Raw genomic sequence first — 24279 nt, forward strand, 5'->3', positions numbered from 1 at the left:
CGTCCACAGCGTAAAATTTCGCCTCCTTGCCGTCAGCCCGCCGCCCATGACCTCGTTCGCCAAAGAAACACTCCCCATCAGCCTCGAAGAGGAAATGCGCCGTAGCTATCTGGATTACGCCATGAGCGTGATCGTGGGGCGCGCCCTCCCCGACGCCCGGGATGGCCTCAAACCGGTGCATCGGCGCGTGTTGTATGCGATGCACGAGCTGAACAACGACTGGAACCGCCCCTACAAGAAGTCCGCCCGTATCGTGGGCGACGTCATCGGCAAGTACCACCCGCACGGCGACCAGTCGGTCTACGACACCATCGTGCGGATGGCGCAGAACTTTTCCATGCGCCACATGCTGGTCGACGGCCAGGGGAATTTCGGCTCGGTCGATGGCGATATGGCGGCCGCGATGCGATATACCGAGATCCGGCTCGCCAAAATTGCCCACGAAATGCTGGCCGATATCGACAAGGAAACCGTCGATTTCGGACCGAATTACGACGGCTCCGAAAAAGAGCCTTTGGTATTACCGAGCAAACTGCCCAATCTGCTGGTCAATGGCGCCGGCGGTATCGCGGTCGGGATGGCGACCAATATTCCGCCGCACAACCTGAACGAGGTCGTCGACGCTTGCCTTCACCTGCTGCGTCATCCGGACGCCAGCATCGACGACCTGATGGAGATCGTTCCTGCCCCGGATTTCCCGACCGCCGGGATCATCTACGGCATCAACGGCATCAAGGATGGCTACCGGACCGGCCGCGGCAAGGTCGTGATGCGGGCCAAGTGCCACTTCGAGGACATCGACCGAGGCCAGCGCCAGGCGATCATCGTCGACGAGTTGCCCTACCAGGTCAACAAGAAGACGTTGCAGGAGCGCATGGCCGAGCTTGTGCACGAGAAGAAGATCGAGGGCATCAGTCATATCCAGGACGAGTCCGACAAGTCGGGCATGCGCCTGGTGATCGAGCTCAAGCGCGGCGAAGTACCCGAGGTCGTCCTGAACAACCTCTACAAGCAGACGCAACTGCAAGACACCTTCGGCATCAACATGGTGGCGCTCGTGGACGGCCAGCCGAAGCTCTGCAACCTCAAGGACCTGATCGAGGTCTTCCTGCAGCATCGGCGCGAAGTCGTGACGCGTCGGACGGTCTTCACGCTCCGCAAGGCGCGGGAGCGCGGACACGTGCTCGAAGGCCTGGCGGTCGCCCTCGCCAACATCGACGAGTTCATTGCGATCATCCGCAACGCGCCGACGCCGCCGGTCGCCAAGGCCGAACTCATGAGCCGCGCCTGGGACAGCAAGCTGGTGCGCGAAATGCTCACCCGAACCCGCGCTGATGGCGGCGTGATCAACGCCGACGACTATCGGCCGGACGGGCTGGACCGCGAATTCGGCATGGGCAACGACGGCCTCTACAAGCTTTCCGACACGCAGGCCCAGGAAATCCTCCAGATGCGCCTCCAGCGCCTGACGGGCCTGGAGCAGGACAAGATCGTCGCCGAGTACAAGGACGTGATGGCGGAGATTGACGACCTGCTTGACATCCTCGCCAAGCCCGAACGCGTCTCGATGATCATTGGCGACGAACTCACGACGATCAAGCAGGAGTTCGGTCAAAGCAAGCTCGGCGCGCGCCGCAGCCAGGTCGAGCACAGCGCCTTCGACCTGTCGACGGAAGACCTGATCACGCCGACGGACATGGTCGTGACGCTCTCGCACAGCGGCTACATCAAGAGCCAGCCGCTGAGCGAATACCGCGCCCAGAGACGTGGCGGTCGCGGCAAACAAGCCACCGCAACCAAAGAGGACGACTGGATCGACCAGCTCTTCATCGCGAACACGCACGACTACATCCTGTGCTTCTCGAACCGTGGCCGGCTGTACTGGCTCAAGGTATGGGAAGTGCCCGCCGGTTCGCGCGGCTCGCGCGGCCGCCCCATCGTCAACATGTTCCCGCTGCAGGAAGGCGAAAAAATCAACGTCGTGCTGCCGCTGACCGGCGAGAAGCGCACCTTCCCGGCCAATCAATACGTGTTCATGGCGACCTCCATGGGCACCGTCAAGAAAACGGCGCTCGACGAATTCAGCAACCCGCGCAAGGCCGGCATCATCGCTGTGGATCTTGATCCGGGCGACTACCTGATCGGCGCCGCGCTGACCGACGGTGCGCACGATGTGATGCTCTTCTCGGACGGCGGCAAGGCCGTGCGCTTCGACGAGAACGACGTTCGTCCCATGGGCCGCAATGCCCGCGGCGTTCGCGGCATGACCATGGAAGACGGCCAGGGCGTGATTGCGATGCTGGTGGCGGAAGACGAGGAACAGAGCGTCCTCACTGCCACGGAAAACGGTTACGGAAAACGCACAAGCATTACCGAGTACACGCGTCATGGCCGCGGAACCAAAGGCATGATCGCAATTCAACAGAGTGAACGTAACGGCAAGGTGGTGGCGGCGACTCTCGTGCATGCCGACGACGAGATCATGCTCATCACCGACAAGGGTGTGCTCGTTCGCACCCGCGTTTCCGAAATTCGCGAACTCGGGCGTGCGACGCAAGGCGTCACGCTGATCGGCCTCGACGAAGGTGCAAAGCTCAGCGGGCTGCAGCGCATCGTCGAGAATGACGCGAATGTCGAGAGCGATTCCGGCGCCGACGACGCTTCCCCATCATCTTCAACGGAGAATCCTCAGTGAAAAAAATCAAACTCGCGCTCCTGACGGTCGCGCTCGCCGGCAGTTCGCTGGCCATGGCCCAGGACAAGGCGGCGCTGGTCAAGCAGTTCATCGACCTGCAACGACCTGGCATCGAGTCGCTTGCGCGCGGATTGGTCGAGCAGTCGAGCGCGCCTATTGCACAGGCCGGCTCGCAGTACCTGCAGACGCAGGTCCCTGCCGAAAAGCGGGAAGCGGCAGCCAAGGCTGCTGACGCGGAACTCAAGAAGTACTTCGACGACGCCTATCCCATCGTGCGCGACAAGGCGCTCCAACTCGCGCCTGGAGCACTGGGCCCGCTCATGGAGCAGAACTTCAGCGAAGACGAACTGAAGCAGTTGCTTGCCTGGATCAGCTCGCCGCTGAGCAAGAAATACCAGGAACTCAATCCGAAGCTGCAGACCGCCCTCACGGAAAAGCTGGTGGCAGAGACCCGTTCAACCATCGAGCCGAAGATGGTTGCGCTCGACAGCAGCGTCGCCAAGGCGCTGGGCGCACCGACGAGCGGCGCTGCTGGAGGAGCCCCGGCTCCTGGCGCCAAGTCAGCGCCGGCCAAGGCGCCCGCCAAGAAGTGACGCAGCCGGCAGGGCCGCGCCCGTACAACTTCTCAGCAGGGCCGGCCGCGATGCCGGAGGCGGTGCTTCAACGCGCGGCTTCCGAAATGCTCGATTGGCAGGGTAGCGGCATGAGCGTGATGGAAATGAGCCATCGCGGCAAGGAGTTCGGTGCCATCTGCGCGCAGGCTGAAGCGGACCTGCGCTTTTTGCTGGCGGTGCCGGAACATTTCCATGTTCTCTTCATGCAAGGCGGCGGTCTCGGCGAGAACGCCATCGTGCCGCTGAATCTTTCGCGCGGTACCAGTGCCGATTTCGTGGTCACCGGCAGTTGGAGCGCCAAATCCCAAAGGGAAGCGTTGCGCTATTGCAAGGCGAACATCGCCGCCACGAACGCCGCCGATCAGCACACCCGGATTCCCGATCCGGCAAGCTGGCGGCTCTCGAACGACGCTTCGTACGTCCACGTCTGCAGCAACGAGACGATCAACGGCATCGAATTCCACGAATTGCCCGATCTCGCGGCGCTCGGCAGCAAGGCGCCGCTGGTCATCGACTTTTCGTCGCACGTGGCTTCGCGGCCGGTGGACTGGTCCCGTGTCGGACTCTCCTTCGGTGGCGCCCAGAAGAATCTGGGACCGGCGGGCCTGACGATCGTGATCGTCCGGGACGATCTCCTCGGGCATGCGCTCGAGATCTGCCCCAGCGCATTCAACTACAAGACGGTCGCCGACAACCGCTCGATGTACAACACCCCGCCAACATGGGGCATCTATATCGCTGGGTTGACCTTCCAATGGCTGCGGCAGCAGACCGAGGGCGACCTCGCAGGCGTGGCAGCGATGCAAGCACGCAATATGGAAAAGGCGCGCCTCCTCTACGACTTCATCGACACCTCGTCTTTCTATGACAACAAGGTCGATGCCGCTTGCCGCTCTCGCATGAACGTGCCCTTCTTCCTACGCGAGGAAAGCCGCAATGAGTCCTTCCTTGCCGGCGCACGCGATGCAGGGCTGCTTCAGCTCAAGGGCCACAAGTCGGTCGGCGGCATGCGAGCAAGCATTTACAACGCCCTGCCGTTGGCAGGCGTGCAGGCTCTCGTAAGCTACATGCGAGAATTCGAGCGGTCGCATGCGTAGACGCACGCGCACCTGACCGATGACTGCACTTGCTCCCCAATCCTCGACACCGGATACCTCCTCCAGCCTTGCCGATCTGCGCGTGCAGATCGACTCGCTCGATCAGCAACTTCTCGACCTCCTGAACCGGCGCGCCCACGTCGCGGAACAGGTTGGCGAGGTCAAGAAGCGCGAGGGCACGCCTTATTTCCGCCCCGATCGCGTCGCGCAAGTGATCGAGAAGATGCAGAAGAGCAACGGCGGCCCGCTCAAGGCGCTGCATGTCGCTGCCATCTGGCGCGAAATCATGTCGGCTTGCCTGGCGCTGGAATCACCGCAGCGCGTCGCAGTGCTCGGCCCCGAAGGCACATTCTGCGAACAGGCAGCCGTCGAGTACTTCGGCGGCGCGGCCGACTTGATCTATTGCGCCAGCTTCGACGAAGTCTTTCACGCCACCGCCGCCGGGAGCGCGCAGTACGGCGTCGTCGGCGTCGAGAACTCCACCGAAGGCGTCGTTACCCGCTCGCTCGACCTGTTCCTGCATTCCCCCACCCATGTGGTTGGGGAGGTCAGCCTGCTGGTGCGCCACCACCTCCTGCGCTCCAGCAATTCGCTCGACGGCATTGAAGCGGTGCTCGCTCATCCGCAAGCCCTCGCCCAATGCCAGACCTGGCTTTCCAAGCATCTGCCCAATGCGGAACGGCGGGCAGTCTCCAGCAATGCCGAAGGCGCAAGGCTCGCTGCCACCAATCCGGCCTGGGCGGGATTGGCGAGCGAACGTGCCGCAACGCGGTTCGGGCTGCACATCGTGGCGCATGCGATCCAGGACGACTCCTACAACCGAACGCGTTTCGCCGTCATCTGCCTGCCGCAAACCCTGGCGATGCCGCCCCAGTCGGGTCGGGATTGCACCAGCCTGGTCGTCTCGGTGCCCAACCGCCCCGGCGCGGTCCACGATCTGCTGGTGCCACTCAAGGCCAACAACGTCTCGATGACCCGCTTCGAATCGCGTCCGGCGCGCACCGGTCAGTGGGAGTACTACTTCTACATCGACCTGGATGGGCACCCGACCCAGCCGAACGTCGCCGCCGCACTCACCGAACTGCGCAAACTCTGCGCGTTCTACAAAGTCATCGGCGCCTATCCAGTCACCGCCTGAGGCCCAGACGATGTTCGAGCAATTGGGTCTGATCGGCTGCGGATTGATGGGGGGGTCCTTCGCGCTCGCCCTGAAGCGGGCACGGCTCGTCAAGCGCGTCGTCGGCTACAGCAAGTCGCCATCCACGACCGAGCGGGCACGGCAGATGGGTGTGATCGACGTGGCCGCGCCGTCCGCCCTGCTGGCGGTATCGGGCGCCGATCTGGTCTTGATCGCGGTGCCGGTCGGGGCGTCCGAGCAGACCTTCAAGGCGATCCGCCACGGCATCACCGATCAGATGCTCGTGATGGATGTGGGGTCGACCAAGGGCGACGTGATCGAAGCAGCCCGACGGGGCCTCCAGGACCAACTCGGCGCGTTCGTGCCTGCGCACCCGATCGCCGGCAAGGAGGTCGCGGGCGTCGAGCATGCCGATGCCGGCCTGTACAAAGGGCGCAAGGTGGTGCTCACGCCGATCAAGGCCACGCTGCGATCGAATGTCCAGCGGGCCACCCAGGCTTGGACCGGAGTCGGTGCCAAAGTCGAGACGATGACGCCGGAAGCGCACGACACCGCCTTCGCCGCCGTCAGCCACTTGCCGCACCTGATCGCCTTCGCATTCACGACGGCCCTCGCGGCACACTCCCATGGCGAGCGCCACTTGGAGCTTGCCGGTCCCGGATTTCGCGACTTCACGCGCATCGCAGCCAGCGATCCAGCCGTCTGGCGCGATGTCTTGCTCGCGAATCGCGAGCAGGTCCTGCTCCAATCGCAAGCTTTCCGCGACGCCCTGCGGCAGTTCGAAGCTCTGGTGGCGTCGGGCGATTCGCAGGCGCTTGAAGACGCCATCACCTCGGCAAGCCGCATACGCGCGCAGTGGCAGCCTGGAGAATGACGCCCACCTCCGGACGCGTCCTGTCCATGCGTCCCGAACCGCGCATTCGCGCGTTGGAAGACTGACATGTTCTCGACCCCATTCCTCGACATCCCGGCGCTCGCGACCGCGTCCGGCACCGTCAGCCTGCCGGGCTCCAAGAGCATCTCGAACCGTGTTCTGCTATTGGCCGCGCTCGCCAGCGGCACGACCACTGTCCACGACCTTCTCGACTCCGACGACACCCGTGTGATGCTGGACGCCCTGGCGGCGCTCGGCTGCGACATCGAGCGAGCCGGAAACACCCTGCGAATCGAAGGGCTCGGCGGGACGTTGCGCACGGCAGAAGCCTCACTGTTCCTCGGCAATGCGGGAACAGCCATGCGCCCGCTGACCGCTGCGCTTGCACTGCTCGGCGGCGAGTTCGAACTGAAGGGCGTCCCGCGCATGCACGAGCGGCCGATCGGCGATCTGGTCGATGCCCTGAGCCAGCTCGGCTGCCGAATCGACTACCTCGGCAATCCGGGCTATCCGCCGCTTGCCATCCATCCGGTCGCGGTCGACGCACTTCAGGTCGACGCGCCCATACGCGTACGCGGCGACGTCTCCAGCCAATTCCTCACCGCATTGCTGTTGGCCCTCCCGCTGGCGGCACGACGCGACATCGTGATCGAAGTGGTCGGTGAGCTGATCTCCAAGCCTTACATCGAGATCACGCTCAACCTGCTCTCCCGCTTCGGCATCGAAGTGCAGCGCGAGGGTTGGCAACGGTTCACCATTCTGGCCGGCAGCCGATACCGATCGCCCGGCGACATCCACGTCGAAGCCGACGCTTCGTCGGCCAGCTACTTCATCGCGCTCGGCGCGATCGCGAAGGGTTCGGGCATCCGCGTAGAAGGCGTCGGCGCCGACTCGATCCAGGGCGACATCCGCTTTGTCGAAGCCGCCCGGCAGATGGGCGCACGCATCGAAAGCGGCCCCAACTGGCTCGCTGTCTCGCGCGACCCGTGGCCGCTCAAGGCGATCGACATCGACGCCAATCACATCCCTGACGCGGCGATGACGCTGGCCGTGATGGCGCTTTATGGCGACGGTCCAAGCACCCTGCGCAACATCGCCAGTTGGCGAGTGAAGGAAACCGATCGGATCGACGCGATGGCGAACGAACTCCGAAAGCTGGGTGCCACAGTCGAAGACGGGCCCGACTTCATCCGCGTTCATCCGCTGGCCGCGCCTGATTGGCGCGCGGCGAACATCCGCACGTACGACGATCACCGGGTGGCCATGTGTTTCTCCCTTGCCGCATTCAATCCGGCAGGCGTGCCTGTTCGAATTCTCGAACCGCATTGCGTCGCGAAAACCTTTCCCGATTACTTCGAGACGCTGTTCTCGGTCGCCAAAGCGATTGAGGTTCCGGTGATTTGCATCGACGGCCCGACCGCCTCCGGGAAAGGGACGCTCACCATCGAAGTGGCGCGCGGCCTCGGCTACCACTATCTGGACTCCGGCTCGCTCTACCGGGTGACCGGGCTCGCGGCGCGCCGCGGCGGCCTGGAAGCAGACGCCTCAAACGAGTCCCGGATCGCCGGGCTCGCCGCATCCCTGCCGCTCGTCTTCAGCGAGGGCAAGGTCCTGCTCGCCGGCGAGGATGTCAGCGATGCCATCCGAACTGAAACTGCAGGCATGGACGCTTCCCGCGTGTCGGCCCTGCCGGCCGTGCGCGCGGCCCTCTTGGGGCTGCAAAGAAGCTTTCGCCGGCTGCCCGGACTGGTTGCCGACGGCCGGGACATGGGCACGGTGATCTTTCCCGATGCGAAGCTCAAGGTCTACCTCACCGCCAGCGCCGCTCACCGGGCCGAGCGGCGGTATAAGCAATTGATTTCAAAGGGTATTTCGACTACACTTGACAGTCTTCGCGCCGACTTGGAAGCGCGTGATCTCCGGGATTCATCCCGCAGCGTCGCGCCACTGAAGCCGGCGCCTGACGCCCGCCTCCTGGACAACTCGCATCAAACGGTCGAGCAATCGGTCGAACAGGTGCTGCACTGGTGGCAGGAAGCACAGCCGTTCGGGTCATCCTGAACGGCATTTCGGTCCAGCAGGTCCCCGCCGCGCGACAGCGCACCGGCTTGCTGGTTGTTTAACCCCAACCGGGCTATCAGCCCCAACAACCGCCGTCTCCAGACAAGTCAGTCGCAAGCAATATTGCATGAGCGCCTGCAAACCCTGCGTGACGGAAGGAAAACACAATGTCTGAATCTTTTGCCGACCTATTCGAAGAATCCCTGAAGCGTTCCGAAATGCGCACCGGCGAGGTCATCACCGCCGAAGTCGTGCGTGTCGAGCACAACCACGTCGTGGTCAATGCGGGCCTCAAGTCCGAAGCGTATGTGCCGATCGAGGAGTTCAAGAACGACAAGGGCGAACTCGAAGTCCAGGCCGGCGATTTCGTTTCCGTTGCCATCGGCAGCGTTGAAAACGGCTACGGCGACACCATCCTCTCGCGCGATACCGCCAAGCGTCTGGCTTCGTGGCTTGCGCTCGAGAAGGCGCTCGAATCCGGCGACTTCGTCACCGGCACGACGAGCGGCAAGGTCAAGGGCGGCCTCACGGTCCTGGTCAACGGCATCCGCGCGTTCCTGCCGGGTTCGCTGATCGACACGCGTCCGATCAAGGACCTGACCCCCTACGAGAACAAGACCCTCGAATTCAAGGTCATCAAGCTCGACCGCAAGCGCAACAACGTGGTGCTCTCGCGCCGCGCCGTTGTCGAGGCCAGCATGGGCGAAGAACGCGCCAAGCTGATGGAAACCCTGAAGGAAGGCGCAGTCGTGCGCGGTGTCGTCAAGAACATCACCGAATACGGTGCGTTCGTCGACCTCGGCGGCATCGACGGTCTGCTGCACATCACCGACATGGCATGGCGCCGCGTTCGCCATCCGAGCGAAGTGGTCCAGGCCGGCCAGGAAATCACCGCCAAGATCCTCAAGTTCGACACCGAAAAGAACCGTGTGTCGCTGGGTCTCAAGCAAATGGGCGACGACCCGTGGATGGGCGTTTCGCGCCGCTACCCGCAGGGCACCCGCCTGTTCGGCAAGGTCACAAACATCGCCGACTACGGCGCGTTCGTTGAACTCGAACCCGGCATCGAAGGCCTGGTGCACGTCTCCGAAATGGATTGGACCAACAAGAACATCGCTCCGAACAAGATCGTCTCGCTGGGCGACGAAGTCGAAGTCATGGTCCTCGAAATCGACGAAGACAAGCGCCGCATCAGCCTGGGCATGAAGCAGTGCAAGGCCAACCCGTGGCAAGAGTTCGCGCAGAACACCAAGCGCGGCGACCGCGTCAAGGGCCCGATCAAGTCGATCACCGACTTCGGCGTGTTCGTGGGTCTGGCTGCCGGCATCGATGGCCTGGTTCACCTGTCCGACCTCTCGTGGAATGAAGCTGGCGAAACCGCCGTTCGCAACTACAAGAAGGGCCAGGAAGTCGAAGCGATCGTGCTGGCTGTCGACGTCGACCGCGAGCGCATCAGCCTCGGCATCAAGCAGCTCGACAGCGATCCGTTCACGACGTTCACGACCGTGAACGACAAGGGCCAGATCGTCACCGGCAAGGTCAAGACCGTGGACGCCCGCGGCGCTGAAATCGACCTCGGCGAAGACATCATCGGCTACCTGCGCGCCAGCGAAATCTCCCGCGACCGCGTGGAAGATGCACGCAACGTGCTCAAGGAAGGCGACGAAGTCACGGCCGTGGTGGTCAATGTGGATCGCAAGACCCGCAACATCCAGCTGTCGATCAAGCAGAAGGACATGGCTGACGAGCAAGGCGCCATGGCCAGCCTGAGCCAGCAGTCGGCCCGCGAAAACGCCGGCACGACCAGCCTGGGCGCTCTGCTGCGTGCCAAGCTGGACAACAACAGCGACAAGTAAGCCGCACCGGAAGACAGAGCCGGCCCTCGGGTCGCTCTGTCTTTTTTTTGTCTCCTCATTTCCTTGCCATGACCCGTTCCGACCTTGTCGAAGAACTCGCAGCGCGCTTTGCGCAGCTGACGCACCGCGATGCCGAATACGCCGTCAAGACCATTCTTGACGCGATGAGCGACGCACTGGTGCGCGGGCATCGCATTGAGATTCGCGGCTTTGGCAGCTTCACTGTGAATCGGCGCCCTCCGCGCATCGGGCGCAATCCGCGTTCGGGCGAGAGTGTTCAGATTCCCGAAAAGCGCGTACCGCATTTCAAGCCTGGCAAGGCACTGCGGGAGGCGGTCGATGCCCGCACCGCGGAACTCGACGCCGAGAAACGCAAGCGCGTCTGAAGCATAGAATTCCCCCGCCAACGGGGACGCGAATGAAATATCTCCTGTGGCTGCTCAAGGCAGCCATTTTTTTTACCCTCTTTGCCTTCGCGCTGAACAACCAGCACGACGCAACCGTCTATTTCTTCTTCGGCGCGTCATGGCGCGCTCCACTCGTACTGGTGGTGCTCGCCGCCTTTGCCGGCGGCCTCGTGGTCGGTGCCCTCGGCATGCTGCCGGGCTGGTGGAAGCATCGCAGCGCGGCGGCTCAGTTACCCGCCGCCCCGGCTGTTCCCGCACCGGCATCCGCCGCGCCCGCCCCTGCTGCCGTCGCAGCCACAGACCTACCCGCCGTACGCCAACATGGACTTTGACCTCAGCTGGTTGCTGCTCGGCCTCCCCATCGCATTTGTTCTCGGTTGGCTTGCTTCGCGCTTCGACCTGAGGCAACTCAAGATCGAGAACCGACAGGCGCCCAAGGCCTACTTTCGCGGGCTCAACTTTCTGTTGAACGAGCAGCAGGACCAAGCCATCGATGCATTCATCGAGGCGGTCCAGAACGATCCCGACACCCAGGAGTTGCACTTCGCGCTCGGCAACCTGTTCCGCCGGCGCGGTGAATACCAGCGCGCCGTGCGCGTGCACGAGCACCTGCTCGGCCGTGGCGACCTGAGCCGAGCAGACCGCGACCGCGCGCAACATGCGCTGGCACAGGACTTCCTTCGCGCCGGATTGCTTGATCGCGCGGAAGCGGCACTCCAGAAGCTCGAAGGCACACGCTACGAGAACGAGGCGCGGTTGTCGCTGCTCGCCATCTACGAGCGCTCGCGCGAATGGGCCCAAGCTGCGGCCGTGGCGCAGAAGCTCGACGAATCCGATCAAGCCAGCTACAGCACGCGGCGCGCCCATCACCTGTGCGAACAGGCCGCCGAGCGCGTCGCGGCCGGCGATCTCGACGGGGCGTCGCAACTGCTGCGCCAGGCGGTGGCGCTGGCCCCCCAAGCCCCTCGCCCCGCCATCGACACCGCAACCCTGCAACTGCGCAATGGCGACTCCGCCGCGGCCTTCGACACGCTCAAGGCGCTCAGCGAAAGCGCTCCGTTGGCGCTGCCCCTCTATGCCGCGATGCTCCAACAAGCAGCGGTTGCATCCCAGCGCTCCGGCGAGGCGCTGGCCTTGCTTCAGCGCCGCTATGTCGCCTCACCGTCGATCGACGTACTCGAAGCGATCATCGCCCTGGGCGGCGCGCCCGCCTTGCCTGACGATGCGCGATCCAACGACGTCGCGACGCCGGAGCCACGCGACGGCTATATCGCCCACCTGGCGCACCACCCATCCCTGGTGGCCGCATCGCGCTGGCTCGCCGGCGAGCGCTTCGAACACGAGCAGTTCCATCCGCAGGTGCAGCGCTCCCTCGACCAGGCCACGCGACCGCTCATGCGCTACAGATGCGCGGCATGCGGCTTTGAGGCGCACCAGTACTTCTGGCACTGCCCGGGCTGCCAGGCGTGGGACAGCTACCCGCCTCGCCGCGTCGAAGAGCTCTGAAGTTCAGATCGGCGCAGACTGCCGCTATCATCGCTGCGCCGCACGCATTCGGCATGCGGCGGGGCGCCAAAGGCGTTTCTCATAAAACAATGTCAGGGAGTTTTAAATGTTGAAGAAAATCTTGGCCGCCACGGCCATGCTGTTCGCGGTCGCCTCTTGGGCTGCAGTCGATGCCAACAAGGCAACGGAAGCGGACCTCGATGGATTGAAGGGCGTGGGCCCTGCCCTTTCCAAGCGCATCCTCGACGAGCGCAAGCAGGGCGAGTTCAAGGACTGGCCCGACTTCATGAGCCGGGTCAAGGGCGTGAAGGAAAAGTCGGCTGCCAAGCTGTCGGGCGAAGGCCTCACGATCAACGGTCAAGCCTTCCCCCATGCTGCCGAACACGCGGTGAAGGACGAGCCGAAGAAGACCGATACCGCAGCCGCGAAAGAACCGGCCAAGAAGTAAGCGCGTAGAGCGTCATTGACGCATCGCAGCACGGGCCGCCCTCAGGCGGCCCTTTTTCATTTGTCATCGCTGTAAAGCCGGGCGATGGGTCGGTCCGTGCTCACCTCGGTCGCCATGCAAGCGATCGCTCAGGGGTCGATCGATAGAATTGATCGCAATGCCCCTTGTCTTTCTCGTCGCTCTCCCTTTTGTCGCCAGCGTCGTCGCGGCCCTGCTGCCGTCGAATGCGCGCAACCGGGAATCGACGCTGGCCGGCCTCGTTGCGCTGGGATGTGCGATCCAGGCAGCCTGGTTCTTCCCGACGGTCGCCAGCGGCCATGTGATCCGGGAGCAGATCGAGTGGCTACCGGCACTCGGCCTGGACCTCGTGTTCCGGTTGGACGGCTTCGCATGGCTGTTCTGCATGCTCGTGCTGGGCATCGGCACGCTGGTGGTGCTCTATGCGCGCTACTACATGTCGTCGTCCGATCCGGTGCCGCGCTTCTTCTCGTTCTTCCTCGCGTTCATGGGATCGATGATGGGCGTGGTCCTTTCGGGCAACCTCATCCAGATGGTGTTGTTCTGGGAACTCACCAGCCTCTTCTCGTTCCTGCTGATCGGCTACTGGCACCATCGGCGCGATGCGCGGCGCGGCGCGAGCATGGCGCTCACCGTCACCGGTGCAGGCGGACTTTGCCTGTTGGGCGGCGTGCTGCTGTTGGGGCGGATCGTCGGCAGCTATGAACTCGACGCAGTGCTGGCCGCGGGTGACCAGATCCGCGCGGACCGGCTCTATCCCATCGCACTCGTGCTGGTGCTGCTTGGCGCCTTCACCAAGAGCGCGCAGTTTCCCTTTCATTTCTGGCTGCCGCGCGCGATGGCGGCACCCACGCCCGTTTCGGCATATCTGCATTCGGCCACGATGGTGAAGCTCGGCGTGTTCCTCATGGCACGCCTGTGGCCCGCGCTTTCCGGCACGGAGCAATGGTTCTGGATGGTGAGCGGCGCCGGCGCGATCACGCTGCTGCTCGGCGGCTATGTGGCGATGTTCCAGCGCGACCTCAAGGCGCTCCTGGCGTATTCGACCATTTCCCACCTCGGGCTCATCACCTTGCTGCTGGGCCTCAACAGCCCGCTGGCGGCGGTCGCGGCAGTGTTCCATATCATGAACCACGCGACCTTCAAGGCGTCGCTCTTCATGGCGGCCGGCATCATCGACCACGAGAGCGGCACGCGCGACATTCGCAAGCTCAGCGGGCTGCTCAAGCTGATGCCGATCACCGGCACGCTGGCGATCATCTCGAGCGCAGCCATGGCTGGGGTCCCGCTGCTCAACGGCTTCCTGTCGAAGGAAATGTTCTTCGCCGAGGTCGCCTTCGTCGACGCAACGCCATGGGTCAGCATGAGCTTGCCCGTCCTGGCGACGCTCGCCGGCATGTTCAGCGTCGCGTATTCGTTGCGCTTCGTGTTCGACGTGTTCTTCGGCCCGCCTTGCGCTCCCCCCGACGTGCCCAAGCAACCGCACGAGCCCCCGCACTGGATGCGCGTGCCGGTCGAGTTGCTGGTGCTGATCTGCCTGGTGGTCGGCGTGGCGCCGGCGTGGGCAGTCGGCGCCTTTCTCGCCGCGGCCGCCACACCGGTCGTCGGCGGCCAACTGCCCGAATACAGCCTGGCGGTGTGGCACGGGTTCAATCAACCGCTGGCGATGAGCCTCATCGCTTCATTCGGCGGCGTGGTGATCTACCTGCTGCAACGCCGCGGGCGCGCACGCGGCGCGTTCGAGACCACGCCGCTGCTGCATCGCTTCGACGGGCAGCGCATCTTCGAGAACCTGCTCGCGCGTCTCAGCGAAGCTGGCCGTCGCGGGCGGCGTTTGCTGGGCACCCGGCGCCTGCAGATGCAATTGCTCCTGCTCGTCGGAGTCGCGATCGCCGGTGCGGGCGCGGCACTTCATTTCACGCCGGCCGGGAGCGGGTCGCGCGAACTGCTCCCCTTCTCGCCCATGTTCGCGATGACCTGGCTCATCGGCTGCACCTGTGCCGTCGCGGCCGCATGGCAAGCCAAGTTCCATCGGCTCGCTTCGCTGATGCTGGCGTCGGGTGCAGGACTGGTGTGCTGCATCACCTACATCTGGTTCTCGGCGCCCGATCTCGCGCTCACGCAACTGGTGGTCGAGGTCGTGACGACGGTGTTGATCCTGCTGGGCTTGCGGTGGCTTCCGATGCGCACCGCCATGCCCGAACCGGCGCGCGGCCGGCTGCGCCATTGGGGACGGCGAGGACGCGACATGTTCATTGCGATCGCTGCAGGCGCCGGCCTGGGCTCGATCGCCTGGATGATGATGACGCGCCCCTTCCCGCAGAGCATCTCAACCTTCTTTCTGGAGCGCGCGCTGACCCGCGGGGGAGGCACGAACGTGGTCAACGTGATGCTGGTCGACTTCCGCGGCTTCGATACGTTCGGAGAGATCACGGTGCTGGGCGTGGTCGCCCTGACGGTCTATGCGCTGCTGCGCCGGTTCCGTCCGGCGCCCGAATCGATGGCGCTGCCGTTGCAACAGCGCCTCCTGGCCGACGACTTGAACACCGATCTGCTCAATCCACGACGCGCCAAGGACACCGCCGTCGGCTACCTGATGGTTCCTGCCGTGCTGGTGCGCCTGCTGCTGCCGCTGTCGGTACTGGTCTCCGTCTATTTCTTCATGCGCGGCCACAACCAGCCCGGCGGCGGCTTCGTGGCCGGGTTGGTGATGTCCGTCGCGTTGCTGCTTCAGTTCATCGTCTCCGGCACCGAGTGGGTGGAAGAGCATCTGCGCATCTACCCGAGGCGCTGGATCGCCGTCGGCCTGCTGCTCGCGCTGGCGACGGGTGGCGGCGCCATCGTGCTCGGCTATCCGTTCCTCACCACGCATACGGCGCACGTGCATCTGCCGATCCTCGGCGAGGTGCATGTCCCCAGCGCGCTGTTCTTCGACATGGGCGTGTTCGCGCTGGTGCTCGGCGCCACGATGCTGATCCTCACTGCACTCGCCCACCAATCGATTCGCAGCCACCGCTGGTCCGACGAACAGGCCGAAAAGGAAGCCGCCCGTGCCACGGCCGATGCAGAGGGGGCTGCAGCCTGATGGAAGTCGTCCTCGCCATTGCCATTGCCATCCTCACAGGCTCGGGGGTGTATCTGCTGCTGCGCCCGCGGACCTTCCAGGTGATCATGGGGCTCACGCTGATCTCCTACGCGGTCAATCTCTTCATCTTCAGCATGGGCCGGCTCAAGGTCGACAGCGAACCGGTGCTCGAACCCGGCATCGCCGCCACGCTCGCCAACACCGCGGACCCCATGCCGCAGGCGCTCGTGCTCACGGCGATCGTGATCGGCTTCGCGATGACGGCACTGTTCCTCGTCGTCCTGCTGGCCTCGCGCGGGCTGACCGGAACCGACCACGTGGATGGTGAAGAACGCCGGGAGACGCAGGAATGACCGGCTTTTTCAATCTGGTCGACCGGCTGCTCGAATTCAGCATGCCGCACCTGATCGCAGTACCGATCCTGGTGCCCATGCTGACGGCAGCCCTGATGCTGCTGCTCGGCGAACAGCGCCGGCGCACAAAGTCAGCCCTGAGCGTCGTGTCCGGCCTGATCGGCCTCCTGGCGGCGCTCGCCCTGCTGCGCTGGGTCAACGCACCCGCGACCGGCGGCGGGCCGGGATCGATCGGCGTCTATCTGCCGGGCAACTGGCATGCGCCCTTCGGCATCGTGCTCGTCGCGGACCGTCTCTCGACGATGATGGTCGCGCTCACCGGCGTGGTCGCCTTCGCGGCCTCCATCTATTCGACTTCGCGGTGGGACCGCGCAGGCGTGCATTTCCACCCGTTGCTCCAGTTGCAACTCATGGGCCTCAACGGCGCCTTTCTCACGGGCGACCTCTTCAATCTCTTCGTCTTCTTCGAAGTGATGCTCGCCGCCTCCTATGGCCTGCTCTTGCATGGCTCCGGCCGGCTGCGCGTGCACGCGGGCCTTCATTACATTGCGATCAATCTCGCCGCTTCGTCGCTGTTCCTGATCGGCGCCGCTTTGCTCTATGGCGTGACCGGCACATTGAACATGGCCGACCTGGGCGTGCGCATCGCCCAGATCGCTCCGGCCGATCGGGGGCTGGTGCACGCAGCGGCGGCCATCCTCGCGACGGCGTTCTTTGCAAAGGCCGGGGCTTGGCCGCTCAACTTCTGGCTGGTGCCGGCCTACAGTTCCGCCGTTTCGCCGGTGGGCGCGGTGTTCGCCCTGCTCACCAAGCTGGGCATCTACACCTTGCTGCGCCTGTGGACGGTGATGTTCGCGCCCGACACCGGCGCTTCCGCCGGATTCGGGCAAGGTGTGCTGGTCACGATCGGTCTTGCGACATTGTTCGTGGGCGCTCTCGGCATCGTCGGTACGCAGCGGCTGTCGAATCTCGCGGGCTTCAGCGTGCTGGTTTCGGCGGGGACGCTGCTGGCGGCCATCGGCTTCGGTCGGCCGGCCATGTGGGCCGGGGCGCTGTACTACATGCTGAGCTCGACGCTCGCGGTGAGCGCCTTCTTCCTGCTGATCGACATGATCGAGCGATGGCGCAATGCGGGCATGAGCATCGCGCCGCACGAAGTGTCCGGCGATGCGCCTTTTCTGTCCGAGGACCTGCGAAGGCTGGACGATGTGAACCTCGACGACAACGCGCAGGCCCTCTATGGCCGGGCCATCCCCGCGGGCGTTGTCTTTCTCGGGCTCGGTTTCGTCGGCTGCACGATCCTGCTGGCGGGGCTGCCGCCGCTCTCCGGATTCGTCGGCAAGTTCGCGATGCTGTCGGGCCTCTTCGGTGCCGCGCAGATCACTCCCGCGGCCTGGACCTTCATGGCGCTGCTGCTCGTTTCGGGTTTCTTCACGCTGATCGCGCTGAGCCGCACGGGCATCCGGCATTTCTGGACCCAGGCACATGCAACCCTGCCCGCACTGCCCGCGCTCGAGGTACTGCCGGTTGCAGCGCTGCTCGCGGCCTGCTTCGCGCTGACCTTCTGGGCAGGGCCGGTGATGCATCACGCAGCCTCCACCGCCGAAGGGCTGCGCACCCCCACTGCATACCGCGCCGCCGTGCTCGGCGCACGCGAGGTTCCAAGTCCGCCCGCCCCACCCGGAGCCGCGAAATGATGAAACGCTGGATGCCATCGCCGCCGCTGTCGCTGGGACTCTTCGTCGTATGGGTGCTGCTCAACCAGTCGCTGGATCCCGCGACGCTGCTGCTCGCCGCGATCCTTGCTTTCGCGGTGCCATTGCTGACCCAGTCCCTCAGGCCCTCGACCGTCAAGATGCACCGGCCGGGCCTTGCGCTGCGGTTGAGCGGCCTGGTGCTCTACGACATGGTCGTTTCCGCCCTGACGGTGGCACGTCTGCTGCTGACGCGGCGCAACGCCGACATGAAGCCGTGCTTCGTGCGCGTGCCGCTCGATGTGCGTGATCCGAACGCGCTGGCAATGCTCGCGATGATCATCTGCCTTACCCCTGGCACGGCATGGGGCGAGGTTTCGTTCGACCGCTCGAGCCTCCTGATCCACTTGTTCCATGAACCCGACGAACAGGCCTTCATCGCCATGGTCAAGGCCCGCTACGAACGTCCGCTGATGGAGATCTTCAAATCATGACGCCGATCCTGTTCTGGGCGCTCAAGCTCGCGCTGTTCTTGCTCGCAGTGGCCATGGCCTGCGCCGTCGCCCGCCTGCTTGTTGGTCCGACCGCGCAAGACCGCGTGATGGCGCTCGACTGCCTCTATATCAACGGGATGCTCATGATGCTGGTGCTGGGCATCGTCTATACAAGCAACGTCTACTTCGAGGCCGCAATGCTGATCGCGCTGTTCGGCTTCGTGAGCTCGACGGCGCTGGCGAAATTCCTGCTCCGGGGCGAGGTGATCGAATGATGAAGGGAGCTTCAGCATGAACGGATTCATCGAAGGCCCCCTGCCGCTCTGGGCCGAAATCCTGACCGCGGTGTTCGCCGTGACCGGCGCCGCTTTTGCGGCCATCGGCTCTTTCGGGCTGGTGCGGCTGCCCACCTTCTTCCGCCGAATCCATGCACCGACGCTGGGCGCAACCTTGGGCGTGTGGAGCATCACGCTGGCAACGATCGTCTATTTTTCGGTGCAGGGATTCAGCCTGTTCCTGCACGCGTCGTTGATCGCATTGTTCGTGGCACTCACGGCGCCGGTCACGACCATCTTCCTGATGCGCGCGGCGCTGTTCCGCGAAAGACTGAAGGGCGGCGACGTTCCAAAGGCCGACCCGAAGGAGCCCTGAGGCTGGAAACGCCTTTCACATCAACTCGCCGCATACTCTCAACCATCTGGTGGAGATTGAAATGAAGATTCTTGCCTTGATGGCGGCATCGGCCGCCGGCCTGTTGCTGACATTGAGCGCCCATGCGCAGATATTCGGGACCGACAACAGCGCGGCCGCACGCGCCGCGCGGACCCGGCAAGGCACCGAGGCCGCAAGGGGGCCCCAACCGGGTGAAGGCAATCCGATCCCCGAGCCGGAGTCGAGGTTCTCGTCCGAGCAACGGGCAGCCGCGCGCGCCGAGCGCCGCACTGTCGGCTCCGAGGCGGCAAGGGGGCCTCAGATGGGTGAAGGCGACCCCATTCCCCAAGCCCGGCCGCGCGTGCAGAGCCCCGATCGCTCGGCAGCGCGCAGGGCCCGCGAAGGCGAAGCTGCGCGAGCAAACAAGGCCGGAGAGATCAAGTCGAAGGGCGAGACGACCTATTGACCCGCACGCGGGCGCGCTCGCTCAGGCGAAAGACGCGTGAAAGGACGCATCGGCCGGAGGCAGCCCAGGCGAGCCAGGCTGGTCGCGGTCCGAAGCTCCCAGGACAAGGTGCCCTGGCGTCTGCCGACGTCCAGCGAGCGCAGGAAGAGCGCCTCGACCTCGCCGTCAGCGGCGCCAGCTGCTCTGAGATTCTCGCCAACCTTGCCGCTTTCGACACGTTCGACGCTTCGGGCATCGACTTGCGTCATCACGAGCGTGCCCATCATGTCGCGTTGCTTGGGGTCCGACGCCGCCACGCTCGGTGCCCGGTTCATCAGCACGTTTTCGTAGCGAGCGCACCAGCCTGAAGGGACCGAAGCTCAGCGCACCTTCGATGATCGCGATCGACGCGTCAGTCATGGCGCGGCAAGCGGAGTTCAGGCCGAGAGGGCGTCCGCGGCGTCGAACTCATCGGAGAACTGGGCATGGGAATCCTTGAAGCAAGTCCCGCGCCGTGCAGTGGCGGGATACCGGGCCTGGACCGGGAGGATATCGCGGCGAGCGTGTCCGGACGATTACATGCCGCGAGGCACTGTCTTCCTGATCCCGACGGATACGAGAAGCACCAACGAAAGCGCGGCGATCCCCACGAAGACGCCTCCCAGCCGGAGCAGCGCGGCTGCGCCATCGACCGTCCAGCCGCGATCCTGCACGAACACCATGAGAAACGCCACGCTGAACTGGATCGCCATGTATCTCACGCCGGGCGGTCCGCCCTGCAGATACGCCCCTGCCCATGCGCCGAGTCCCAGGACGAACTGGCATGACAACGGCCGTTGTTCAATGAACGGCAGCAAGGCGAACGCCACCACCCCGGCGGCCAGGCATCCGGCGAAACGCTGAACCATGCGCTGCATCACGGAAACGTGCACGTCGCTTGTGCGCCCACCTAGAGGAACGATCAGCACGGCGATCGACGTCACCATCGCCTGGKGAAACGACTGCAGATCGCGCGCGACGACCATTGCTGCCAGAAGCGTCACGGCCAAGGCACCGTGCAAGGCATGCAGCGCCGCGTCGCCCCGGACTGGCAAAGAAGGAACGGAATGGATGGGCGGCGCCGACGGGGAAGGAGCGGCATCGCGCCGCAACCACCCAACCACGACCCGCCACTCCGCCAGGGCTGCCACGAAGACGCAGGCCAACGTCCCGACCACGATGTTGGCGACCCGCTCCTCCGCAAAGGCCATCAGGTTCGCACGCGCGCTGAAGGCCTCGCACATGACCATGACGAAGGTCACCAGGGCCAGCACCCACGCATAGCTGTGCCTCGAAAGAAGCGATGCAAACAGCCCGCCCCATGCGGCACAGGACAGCACCAGCACGAAAGCGACGGGATGGTCGCCCATCGGCGGCCCCAGCACAAGCCCGGCGGCCGCGCCGAACAAAGTGCCAAGGATCCGAAGTGCACCGCGATAGAGCGATGCAGCGAAGGCGTCCTGCATGACCACGAACGCGCTGATCGCCGCCCACCAGGTGTCACGCAACCCCAGCGCATGCGCCGCCATGACCGCAATGACGACCGAGAGCACCGGCCGCATCGCCTGAATCGCGCGCGAGCTGGACATGGAGGCTTTCAGGATGCGTTTGCCTGGCGGTTGATGGAAATCCGCGCCATTGTCGGCGAGCCCGGGCCTGCAGGAACGGCCATTGCCGGCAATGGCCGGGCATGATTCGCCCATGCATCTGTCCGAATTGCTCCAGAACTACGGCTATCTTGCGGTCTTCTTTGCCGGCCTCTTCGAAGGCGAGACGATCCTGATGCTCGGCGCCTTTGCCGTGCACCAGGGCTATCTGTCGCTCGTTCCGTTGATCGCCTGCGGCGCGGCGGCCGCCTTTCTGACCGATCAGTTCTATTTCCACCTGGGCCGACGCAAGGGCGCGGAACTGCTCGCAACGCGGCCGAAGTTGCGCGCTCACATCGAACGGGTCAACGGATTCGTCACCCGCCATCCCATTGCGACGATTTTCCTGATGCGATTTGCGTGGGGCCTGAGGATCGCAATGCCGGCCACGCTCGGCATGGGCCGCATGTCAGCCGTGCCCTATGCGGGCCTCTGCGCCGTCGCGGCGATCGTCTGGGCGACGGTTGTGGCCTTGTTCGGCGTGAAGCTCACGGGCTGGATCCACGCGTGGGTCGGCCATCTGCGACCCTACGAACACGACCTCATCCTGGCGGCGCTCGTGATCACGCTGGCGGTCGCGCTCTTCAAGCAGTTGCGCGCCCGCCGCTGATCATTCGCGGACTTCGAGCGCCCGGTTGATGCGCAGCGCTACCAGCGTGCAGACGGCACCCGAAAGAAGGTACACGCTGACATAGCCGAGCCCGAAGTGCGACGAAAGGCCCAGCGCCACCAGCGGCGCGAAGGCGGCACCGATCAGCCAAGCCAGGTCGGAGGTCAGCGCGGCGCCGGTGTAGCGGTATTTCGCTTCGAAATTGGCCGTGACAGCACCGGCGGCCTGGCCGTACGACAGGCCGAGGATCACGAAGCCCACCAAGATGAAGACGTCCTGCCCAAGCCGGCCACCATCCAGCAGCGTCGGCGCGAAACCGCTGAACACCGCAATCAGCACCGCGAGGCTGCCGAGCGTGTTGCGCCGGCCCATGCGGTCGGCGATCAGGCCCGAAACGACGATGCCGATGGCCCCGAGCACGGCGCCCACCATCTGGACCACGAGAAATTCGGTGATGGACTGCGTCGAGTAGAGCGTGATCCACGAGAGCGGAAACACTGTGATCAGGTGGAACAGCGCATAACTGGCCAGTGCCGCGAAGGCGCCGATGACAATGTTGTAGCCCTGCGACCGCATCATCTCGACGACATCGGTCGGCTGGAGTTCGCGCGCTTCGAGCAGGCGGTCGTACTCATTGGTCGACACCAATCTGAGGCGTGCAAACAACGCGACCACATTGATCGCAAAAGCAACGTAAAAGGTGTAACGCCATCCCCAATCGAGGAAATCCTCGAGCGAGAGGCTCGAATAGAGGTAGGCGAACAGAGCGCTGGCCAGGAAAAACCCAACGGGCGCGCCAAGTTGGCCCAGCATCGCATACCAGCCGCGCCGGTTCGGCGGTGCATTGAGCGCCAGCAGTGAAGGCAGGCCATCCCAGGAACCTCCGAGCGCAAGCCCCTGGCCGACCCGCAAGATCGACAGCAATACGATCGACGCGAAGCCCATGCTCGCGTAGCCAGGCAGGAAAGCGATGCCTGCCGTGGAAATACCCAGCAGGAACAGCGCGATGGTCAGCTTGGCCTCACGCCCGAAGCGCCGCTGGACCGTCATGGAAATGACGGTGCCAAAGGGCCGGGCGATGAACGCGAACGAAAAAATCGTGAAGGCGAACAGGATGCCTTCCAGGCGGTTCTCGAAGGGGAAGAACACCGCCGGGAAGACCAGGACCGAGGCAATCCCGTAGACGAAGAAATCGAAATATTCCGATGCGCGGCCGATCACCACGCCAACGGCGATCTCCGAAGGTGTGACGTGTGAGTGGTCCGAGTCGCCCCCGTGGAGGGTCGAGCTCAGTTCTTGTTCGGTACTGGAGGGACTGATGCCTGACATCGTCATTTCTGCTTTGGTTCGTGTGTCAACTGGACTTTGCGAGCGTCTCACCGAATCGGGATTGCCGCCATAGGACAAAACGTCCAATATCCGGCGCAGGCCAAACCAAGTAGATTCTGGACTCTTTGCCAAGCAAAAGCTCATTCTCCGGCATGCCTCCCCTCAAGAACTTTCGCGGACTGCTCTTGCTCCCGCTCGCCATGTTGGCGGGGTGCAACATGGTGGTTCTGAATCCGTCCGGCGACATCGCCCGACAGCAAGGCCAGCTCATCGTCGTCTCCACGGTGCTGATGCTGCTCATCATCGTGCCGGTCATTGCATTGACCATCTTCTTCGCCTGGAAATATCGCCAGTCGAACAAGGAAGCGAGGTATTCGCCGGAGTGGGACCACTCCACCGAGCTCGAACTGGCGATCTGGGCGGCCCCGCTGCTCATCATCATCGCGCTGGGCGCCATCACCTGGATCAGCACCCACACGCTGGACCCGTACCGCCCGCTGCGGCGGATCGAATCCGGCCGCCCCGTTCCCGACAACGTCAAGCCGCTGACCGTCGAAGTCGTCGCACTCGACTGGAAGTGGCTCTTCATCTACCCCGAGCAAGGCATCGCCACCGTGAACGAACTGGCGGCGCCGGTCGACCGGCCGATCGTCTTCAAGATCACGGCCTCCTCGGTCATGAACTCGTTCTACATCCCGGCACTGGCAGGCCAGATCTACGCGATGCCGTCCATGGAGACCAAGCTCAACGCGGTCATCAACCAGCCGGGCGAGTTCGAAGGTTTCTCCGCCAACTACAGCGGTGCCGGCTTTTCGGGCATGCGCTTCAAGTTTCACGGTCTGAACGAAGCGGACTTCGACCAATGGCTTCAGAAGGCGAAGTCCAGCACCGGCGCGCTGACCCGTGCGGCGTATGTTGAACTGGAGCGCCCCAGCGAGCGCGATCCGGTTCGCCATTTCGGCACGGTGGACAGCGACCTCTACCAGGCGATCCTCAACCGCTGCGTGGACCGCAACAAGATGTGCATGAGCCAAATGATGGCGATCGACGCAAGCGGCGGCGTGGGCGGCGTGACGGGTACGTACAACGTCACCTCACGTCCCTGGCAGCCCGACGAGAAGAATTCCCCGATCCGCACCTACGTCACGGCGATGTGCACCCCCGCCGATCCGGCCGGCATGTCGGTCCCGCGTACCAACTTTCGCGTCCAAGAGTAACG

23 protein-coding genes are annotated in these 24279 nt (G+C 64.2%); 20 read left to right on the forward strand and 3 right to left on the reverse strand.

The annotated features are described in order from the left end of the window. Positions 1-46: 46 nt before the first annotated feature. From gyrA to AC1DN9_RS09235, 18 genes are all read left to right on the forward strand, one after another. A complete protein-coding gene (gene gyrA, locus AC1DN9_RS09150; RefSeq protein ID WP_478099304.1) occupies positions 47-2695 on the forward strand; it encodes a DNA gyrase subunit A in 2649 nt (882 codons plus the stop codon). Then, positions 2692-3288, forward strand: a complete 597-nt coding sequence (locus AC1DN9_RS09155) for a DUF2059 domain-containing protein (protein WP_478099305.1) — start codon at positions 2692-2694, stop codon at positions 3286-3288. The genes gyrA and AC1DN9_RS09155 overlap by 4 nt, the downstream gene beginning before the upstream one ends. Then, positions 3285-4406, forward strand: a complete 1122-nt coding sequence (gene serC, locus AC1DN9_RS09160; protein WP_478099307.1) for a 3-phosphoserine/phosphohydroxythreonine transaminase — start codon at positions 3285-3287, stop codon at positions 4404-4406. The genes AC1DN9_RS09155 and serC overlap by 4 nt, the downstream gene beginning before the upstream one ends. Before the next feature lie 19 nt (positions 4407-4425). Beyond that, a complete protein-coding gene (pheA, locus tag AC1DN9_RS09165) occupies positions 4426-5544 on the forward strand; it encodes a prephenate dehydratase (protein WP_478099309.1) in 1119 nt (372 codons plus the stop codon). 10 nt (positions 5545-5554) lie between these two features. Beyond that, positions 5555-6418: a prephenate dehydrogenase gene (locus AC1DN9_RS09170; protein WP_478099311.1), complete on the forward strand. Its 864-nt coding sequence runs from the start codon at positions 5555-5557 to the stop codon at positions 6416-6418. A gap of 66 nt (positions 6419-6484) precedes the next feature. Beyond that, positions 6485-8479, forward strand: a complete 1995-nt coding sequence (locus AC1DN9_RS09175; protein ID WP_478099312.1) for a bifunctional 3-phosphoshikimate 1-carboxyvinyltransferase/cytidylate kinase — start codon at positions 6485-6487, stop codon at positions 8477-8479. Between the two features lie 167 nt (positions 8480-8646). Beyond that, complete coding sequence (rpsA, locus tag AC1DN9_RS09180; RefSeq protein WP_478099314.1) at positions 8647-10335, forward strand: 30S ribosomal protein S1; 1689 nt, start codon at positions 8647-8649, stop codon at positions 10333-10335. 68 nt (positions 10336-10403) lie between these two features. Beyond that, positions 10404-10721, forward strand: coding sequence for an integration host factor subunit beta (locus AC1DN9_RS09185; protein WP_478099316.1), 318 nt, complete (start codon positions 10404-10406; stop codon positions 10719-10721). Positions 10722-10753: 32 nt separating this feature from the next. After that, positions 10754-11074 (forward strand): LapA family protein, encoded by a 321-nt coding sequence (locus AC1DN9_RS09190; RefSeq protein ID WP_478099318.1) that lies wholly within the window; start codon positions 10754-10756, stop codon positions 11072-11074. Beyond that, positions 11064-12248, forward strand: coding sequence for a lipopolysaccharide assembly protein LapB (gene lapB / locus AC1DN9_RS09195; protein ID WP_478099320.1), 1185 nt, complete (start codon positions 11064-11066; stop codon positions 12246-12248). The genes AC1DN9_RS09190 and lapB overlap by 11 nt, the downstream gene beginning before the upstream one ends. Before the next feature lie 106 nt (positions 12249-12354). Then, positions 12355-12696 carry a ComEA family DNA-binding protein gene (locus tag AC1DN9_RS09200; protein WP_478099322.1) on the forward strand — a complete coding sequence of 114 codons (342 nt, stop codon included), beginning with the start codon at positions 12355-12357 and terminating at the stop codon, positions 12694-12696. Positions 12697-12853: 157 nt separating this feature from the next. Next, entirely contained in the window at positions 12854-15799 is a 2946-nt protein-coding gene (locus AC1DN9_RS09205) for a monovalent cation/H+ antiporter subunit A (RefSeq protein ID WP_478099324.1), read from the forward strand. Continuing rightward, a complete protein-coding gene (locus AC1DN9_RS09210) occupies positions 15799-16152 on the forward strand; it encodes a Na+/H+ antiporter subunit C (RefSeq protein ID WP_478099326.1) in 354 nt (117 codons plus the stop codon). The genes AC1DN9_RS09205 and AC1DN9_RS09210 overlap by 1 nt, the downstream gene beginning before the upstream one ends. Continuing rightward, positions 16149-17849 carry a monovalent cation/H+ antiporter subunit D gene (locus AC1DN9_RS09215; protein WP_478099328.1) on the forward strand — a complete coding sequence of 567 codons (1701 nt, stop codon included), beginning with the start codon at positions 16149-16151 and terminating at the stop codon, positions 17847-17849. The genes AC1DN9_RS09210 and AC1DN9_RS09215 overlap by 4 nt, the downstream gene beginning before the upstream one ends. Further along, positions 17849-18340 carry a Na+/H+ antiporter subunit E gene (locus AC1DN9_RS09220; RefSeq protein WP_478099584.1) on the forward strand — a complete coding sequence of 164 codons (492 nt, stop codon included), beginning with the start codon at positions 17849-17851 and terminating at the stop codon, positions 18338-18340. The genes AC1DN9_RS09215 and AC1DN9_RS09220 overlap by 1 nt, the downstream gene beginning before the upstream one ends. Next, a complete protein-coding gene (locus AC1DN9_RS09225) occupies positions 18337-18615 on the forward strand; it encodes a K+/H+ antiporter subunit F (protein ID WP_478099330.1) in 279 nt (92 codons plus the stop codon). Before AC1DN9_RS09220 ends, AC1DN9_RS09225 begins: the two co-directional genes overlap by 4 nt. A 16-nt stretch (positions 18616-18631) precedes the next feature. Next, positions 18632-18991 carry a monovalent cation/H(+) antiporter subunit G gene (gene mnhG / locus AC1DN9_RS09230; RefSeq protein WP_478099332.1) on the forward strand — a complete coding sequence of 120 codons (360 nt, stop codon included), beginning with the start codon at positions 18632-18634 and terminating at the stop codon, positions 18989-18991. 61 nt (positions 18992-19052) lie between these two features. Beyond that, positions 19053-19457 carry a hypothetical protein gene (locus AC1DN9_RS09235; RefSeq protein WP_478099334.1) on the forward strand — a complete coding sequence of 135 codons (405 nt, stop codon included), beginning with the start codon at positions 19053-19055 and terminating at the stop codon, positions 19455-19457. On the opposite strand, the gene AC1DN9_RS09240 is transcribed toward AC1DN9_RS09235, so the two are convergent. Together AC1DN9_RS09240 and AC1DN9_RS09245 are read right to left on the reverse strand one after the other, a co-directional pair. Then, positions 19451-19771, reverse strand: a complete 321-nt coding sequence (locus tag AC1DN9_RS09240; RefSeq protein ID WP_478099336.1) for a hypothetical protein — start codon at positions 19769-19771, stop codon at positions 19451-19453. The two genes, AC1DN9_RS09235 and AC1DN9_RS09240, sit on opposite strands and share 7 nt — an antisense overlap. A gap of 240 nt (positions 19772-20011) precedes the next feature. Beyond that, positions 20012-21064 (reverse strand): FUSC family protein, encoded by a 1053-nt coding sequence (locus AC1DN9_RS09245; protein ID WP_478099338.1) that lies wholly within the window; start codon positions 21062-21064, stop codon positions 20012-20014. A gap of 112 nt (positions 21065-21176) precedes the next feature. On the opposite strand from AC1DN9_RS09245, the gene AC1DN9_RS09250 reads away from it, so the two are divergent. Continuing rightward, positions 21177-21731: a DedA family protein gene (locus tag AC1DN9_RS09250; protein WP_478099340.1), complete on the forward strand. Its 555-nt coding sequence runs from the start codon at positions 21177-21179 to the stop codon at positions 21729-21731. Here AC1DN9_RS09250 and AC1DN9_RS09255 read toward each other — a convergent pair whose 3' ends face one another. Further along, on the reverse strand, positions 21732-23066 hold the full coding sequence (locus AC1DN9_RS09255; protein ID WP_478099342.1) for an MFS transporter: 1335 nt from the start codon (positions 23064-23066) through the stop codon (positions 21732-21734). 146 nt (positions 23067-23212) lie between these two features. On the opposite strand from AC1DN9_RS09255, the gene cyoA reads away from it, so the two are divergent. Beyond that, complete coding sequence (cyoA, locus tag AC1DN9_RS09260; protein WP_478099344.1) at positions 23213-24277, forward strand: ubiquinol oxidase subunit II; 1065 nt, start codon at positions 23213-23215, stop codon at positions 24275-24277. Positions 24278-24279 lie beyond the last annotated feature (2 nt).

The organism is Variovorax sp. 05L425, from assembly GCF_056397705.1.

Coding starts and splice junctions, on each gene's coding strand:
- gyrA (WP_478099304.1), top strand. CDS start 47: ATGACCTCGTTCGCCAAAGAAACACTCCCCATCAGCCTCGAAGAGGAA.
- pheA (WP_478099309.1), top strand. CDS start 4,426: ATGACTGCACTTGCTCCCCAATCCTCGACACCGGATACCTCCTCCAGC.
- AC1DN9_RS09170 (WP_478099311.1), top strand. CDS start 5,555: ATGTTCGAGCAATTGGGTCTGATCGGCTGCGGATTGATGGGGGGGTCC.
- AC1DN9_RS09175 (WP_478099312.1), top strand. CDS start 6,485: ATGTTCTCGACCCCATTCCTCGACATCCCGGCGCTCGCGACCGCGTCC.
- rpsA (WP_478099314.1), top strand. CDS start 8,647: ATGTCTGAATCTTTTGCCGACCTATTCGAAGAATCCCTGAAGCGTTCC.
- AC1DN9_RS09185 (WP_478099316.1), top strand. CDS start 10,404: ATGACCCGTTCCGACCTTGTCGAAGAACTCGCAGCGCGCTTTGCGCAG.
- AC1DN9_RS09190 (WP_478099318.1), top strand. CDS start 10,754: ATGAAATATCTCCTGTGGCTGCTCAAGGCAGCCATTTTTTTTACCCTC.
- lapB (WP_478099320.1), top strand. CDS start 11,064: ATGGACTTTGACCTCAGCTGGTTGCTGCTCGGCCTCCCCATCGCATTT.
- AC1DN9_RS09200 (WP_478099322.1), top strand. CDS start 12,355: ATGTTGAAGAAAATCTTGGCCGCCACGGCCATGCTGTTCGCGGTCGCC.
- AC1DN9_RS09205 (WP_478099324.1), top strand. CDS start 12,854: ATGCCCCTTGTCTTTCTCGTCGCTCTCCCTTTTGTCGCCAGCGTCGTC.
- AC1DN9_RS09210 (WP_478099326.1), top strand. CDS start 15,799: ATGGAAGTCGTCCTCGCCATTGCCATTGCCATCCTCACAGGCTCGGGG.
- AC1DN9_RS09215 (WP_478099328.1), top strand. CDS start 16,149: ATGACCGGCTTTTTCAATCTGGTCGACCGGCTGCTCGAATTCAGCATG.
- AC1DN9_RS09220 (WP_478099584.1), top strand. CDS start 17,849: ATGAAACGCTGGATGCCATCGCCGCCGCTGTCGCTGGGACTCTTCGTC.
- AC1DN9_RS09225 (WP_478099330.1), top strand. CDS start 18,337: ATGACGCCGATCCTGTTCTGGGCGCTCAAGCTCGCGCTGTTCTTGCTC.
- mnhG (WP_478099332.1), top strand. CDS start 18,632: ATGAACGGATTCATCGAAGGCCCCCTGCCGCTCTGGGCCGAAATCCTG.
- AC1DN9_RS09235 (WP_478099334.1), top strand. CDS start 19,053: ATGAAGATTCTTGCCTTGATGGCGGCATCGGCCGCCGGCCTGTTGCTG.
- AC1DN9_RS09240 (WP_478099336.1), bottom strand. CDS start 19,771: ATGAACCGGGCACCGAGCGTGGCGGCGTCGGACCCCAAGCAACGCGAC.
- AC1DN9_RS09250 (WP_478099340.1), top strand. CDS start 21,177: ATGCATCTGTCCGAATTGCTCCAGAACTACGGCTATCTTGCGGTCTTC.
- AC1DN9_RS09255 (WP_478099342.1), bottom strand. CDS start 23,066: ATGACGATGTCAGGCATCAGTCCCTCCAGTACCGAACAAGAACTGAGC.
- cyoA (WP_478099344.1), top strand. CDS start 23,213: ATGCCTCCCCTCAAGAACTTTCGCGGACTGCTCTTGCTCCCGCTCGCC.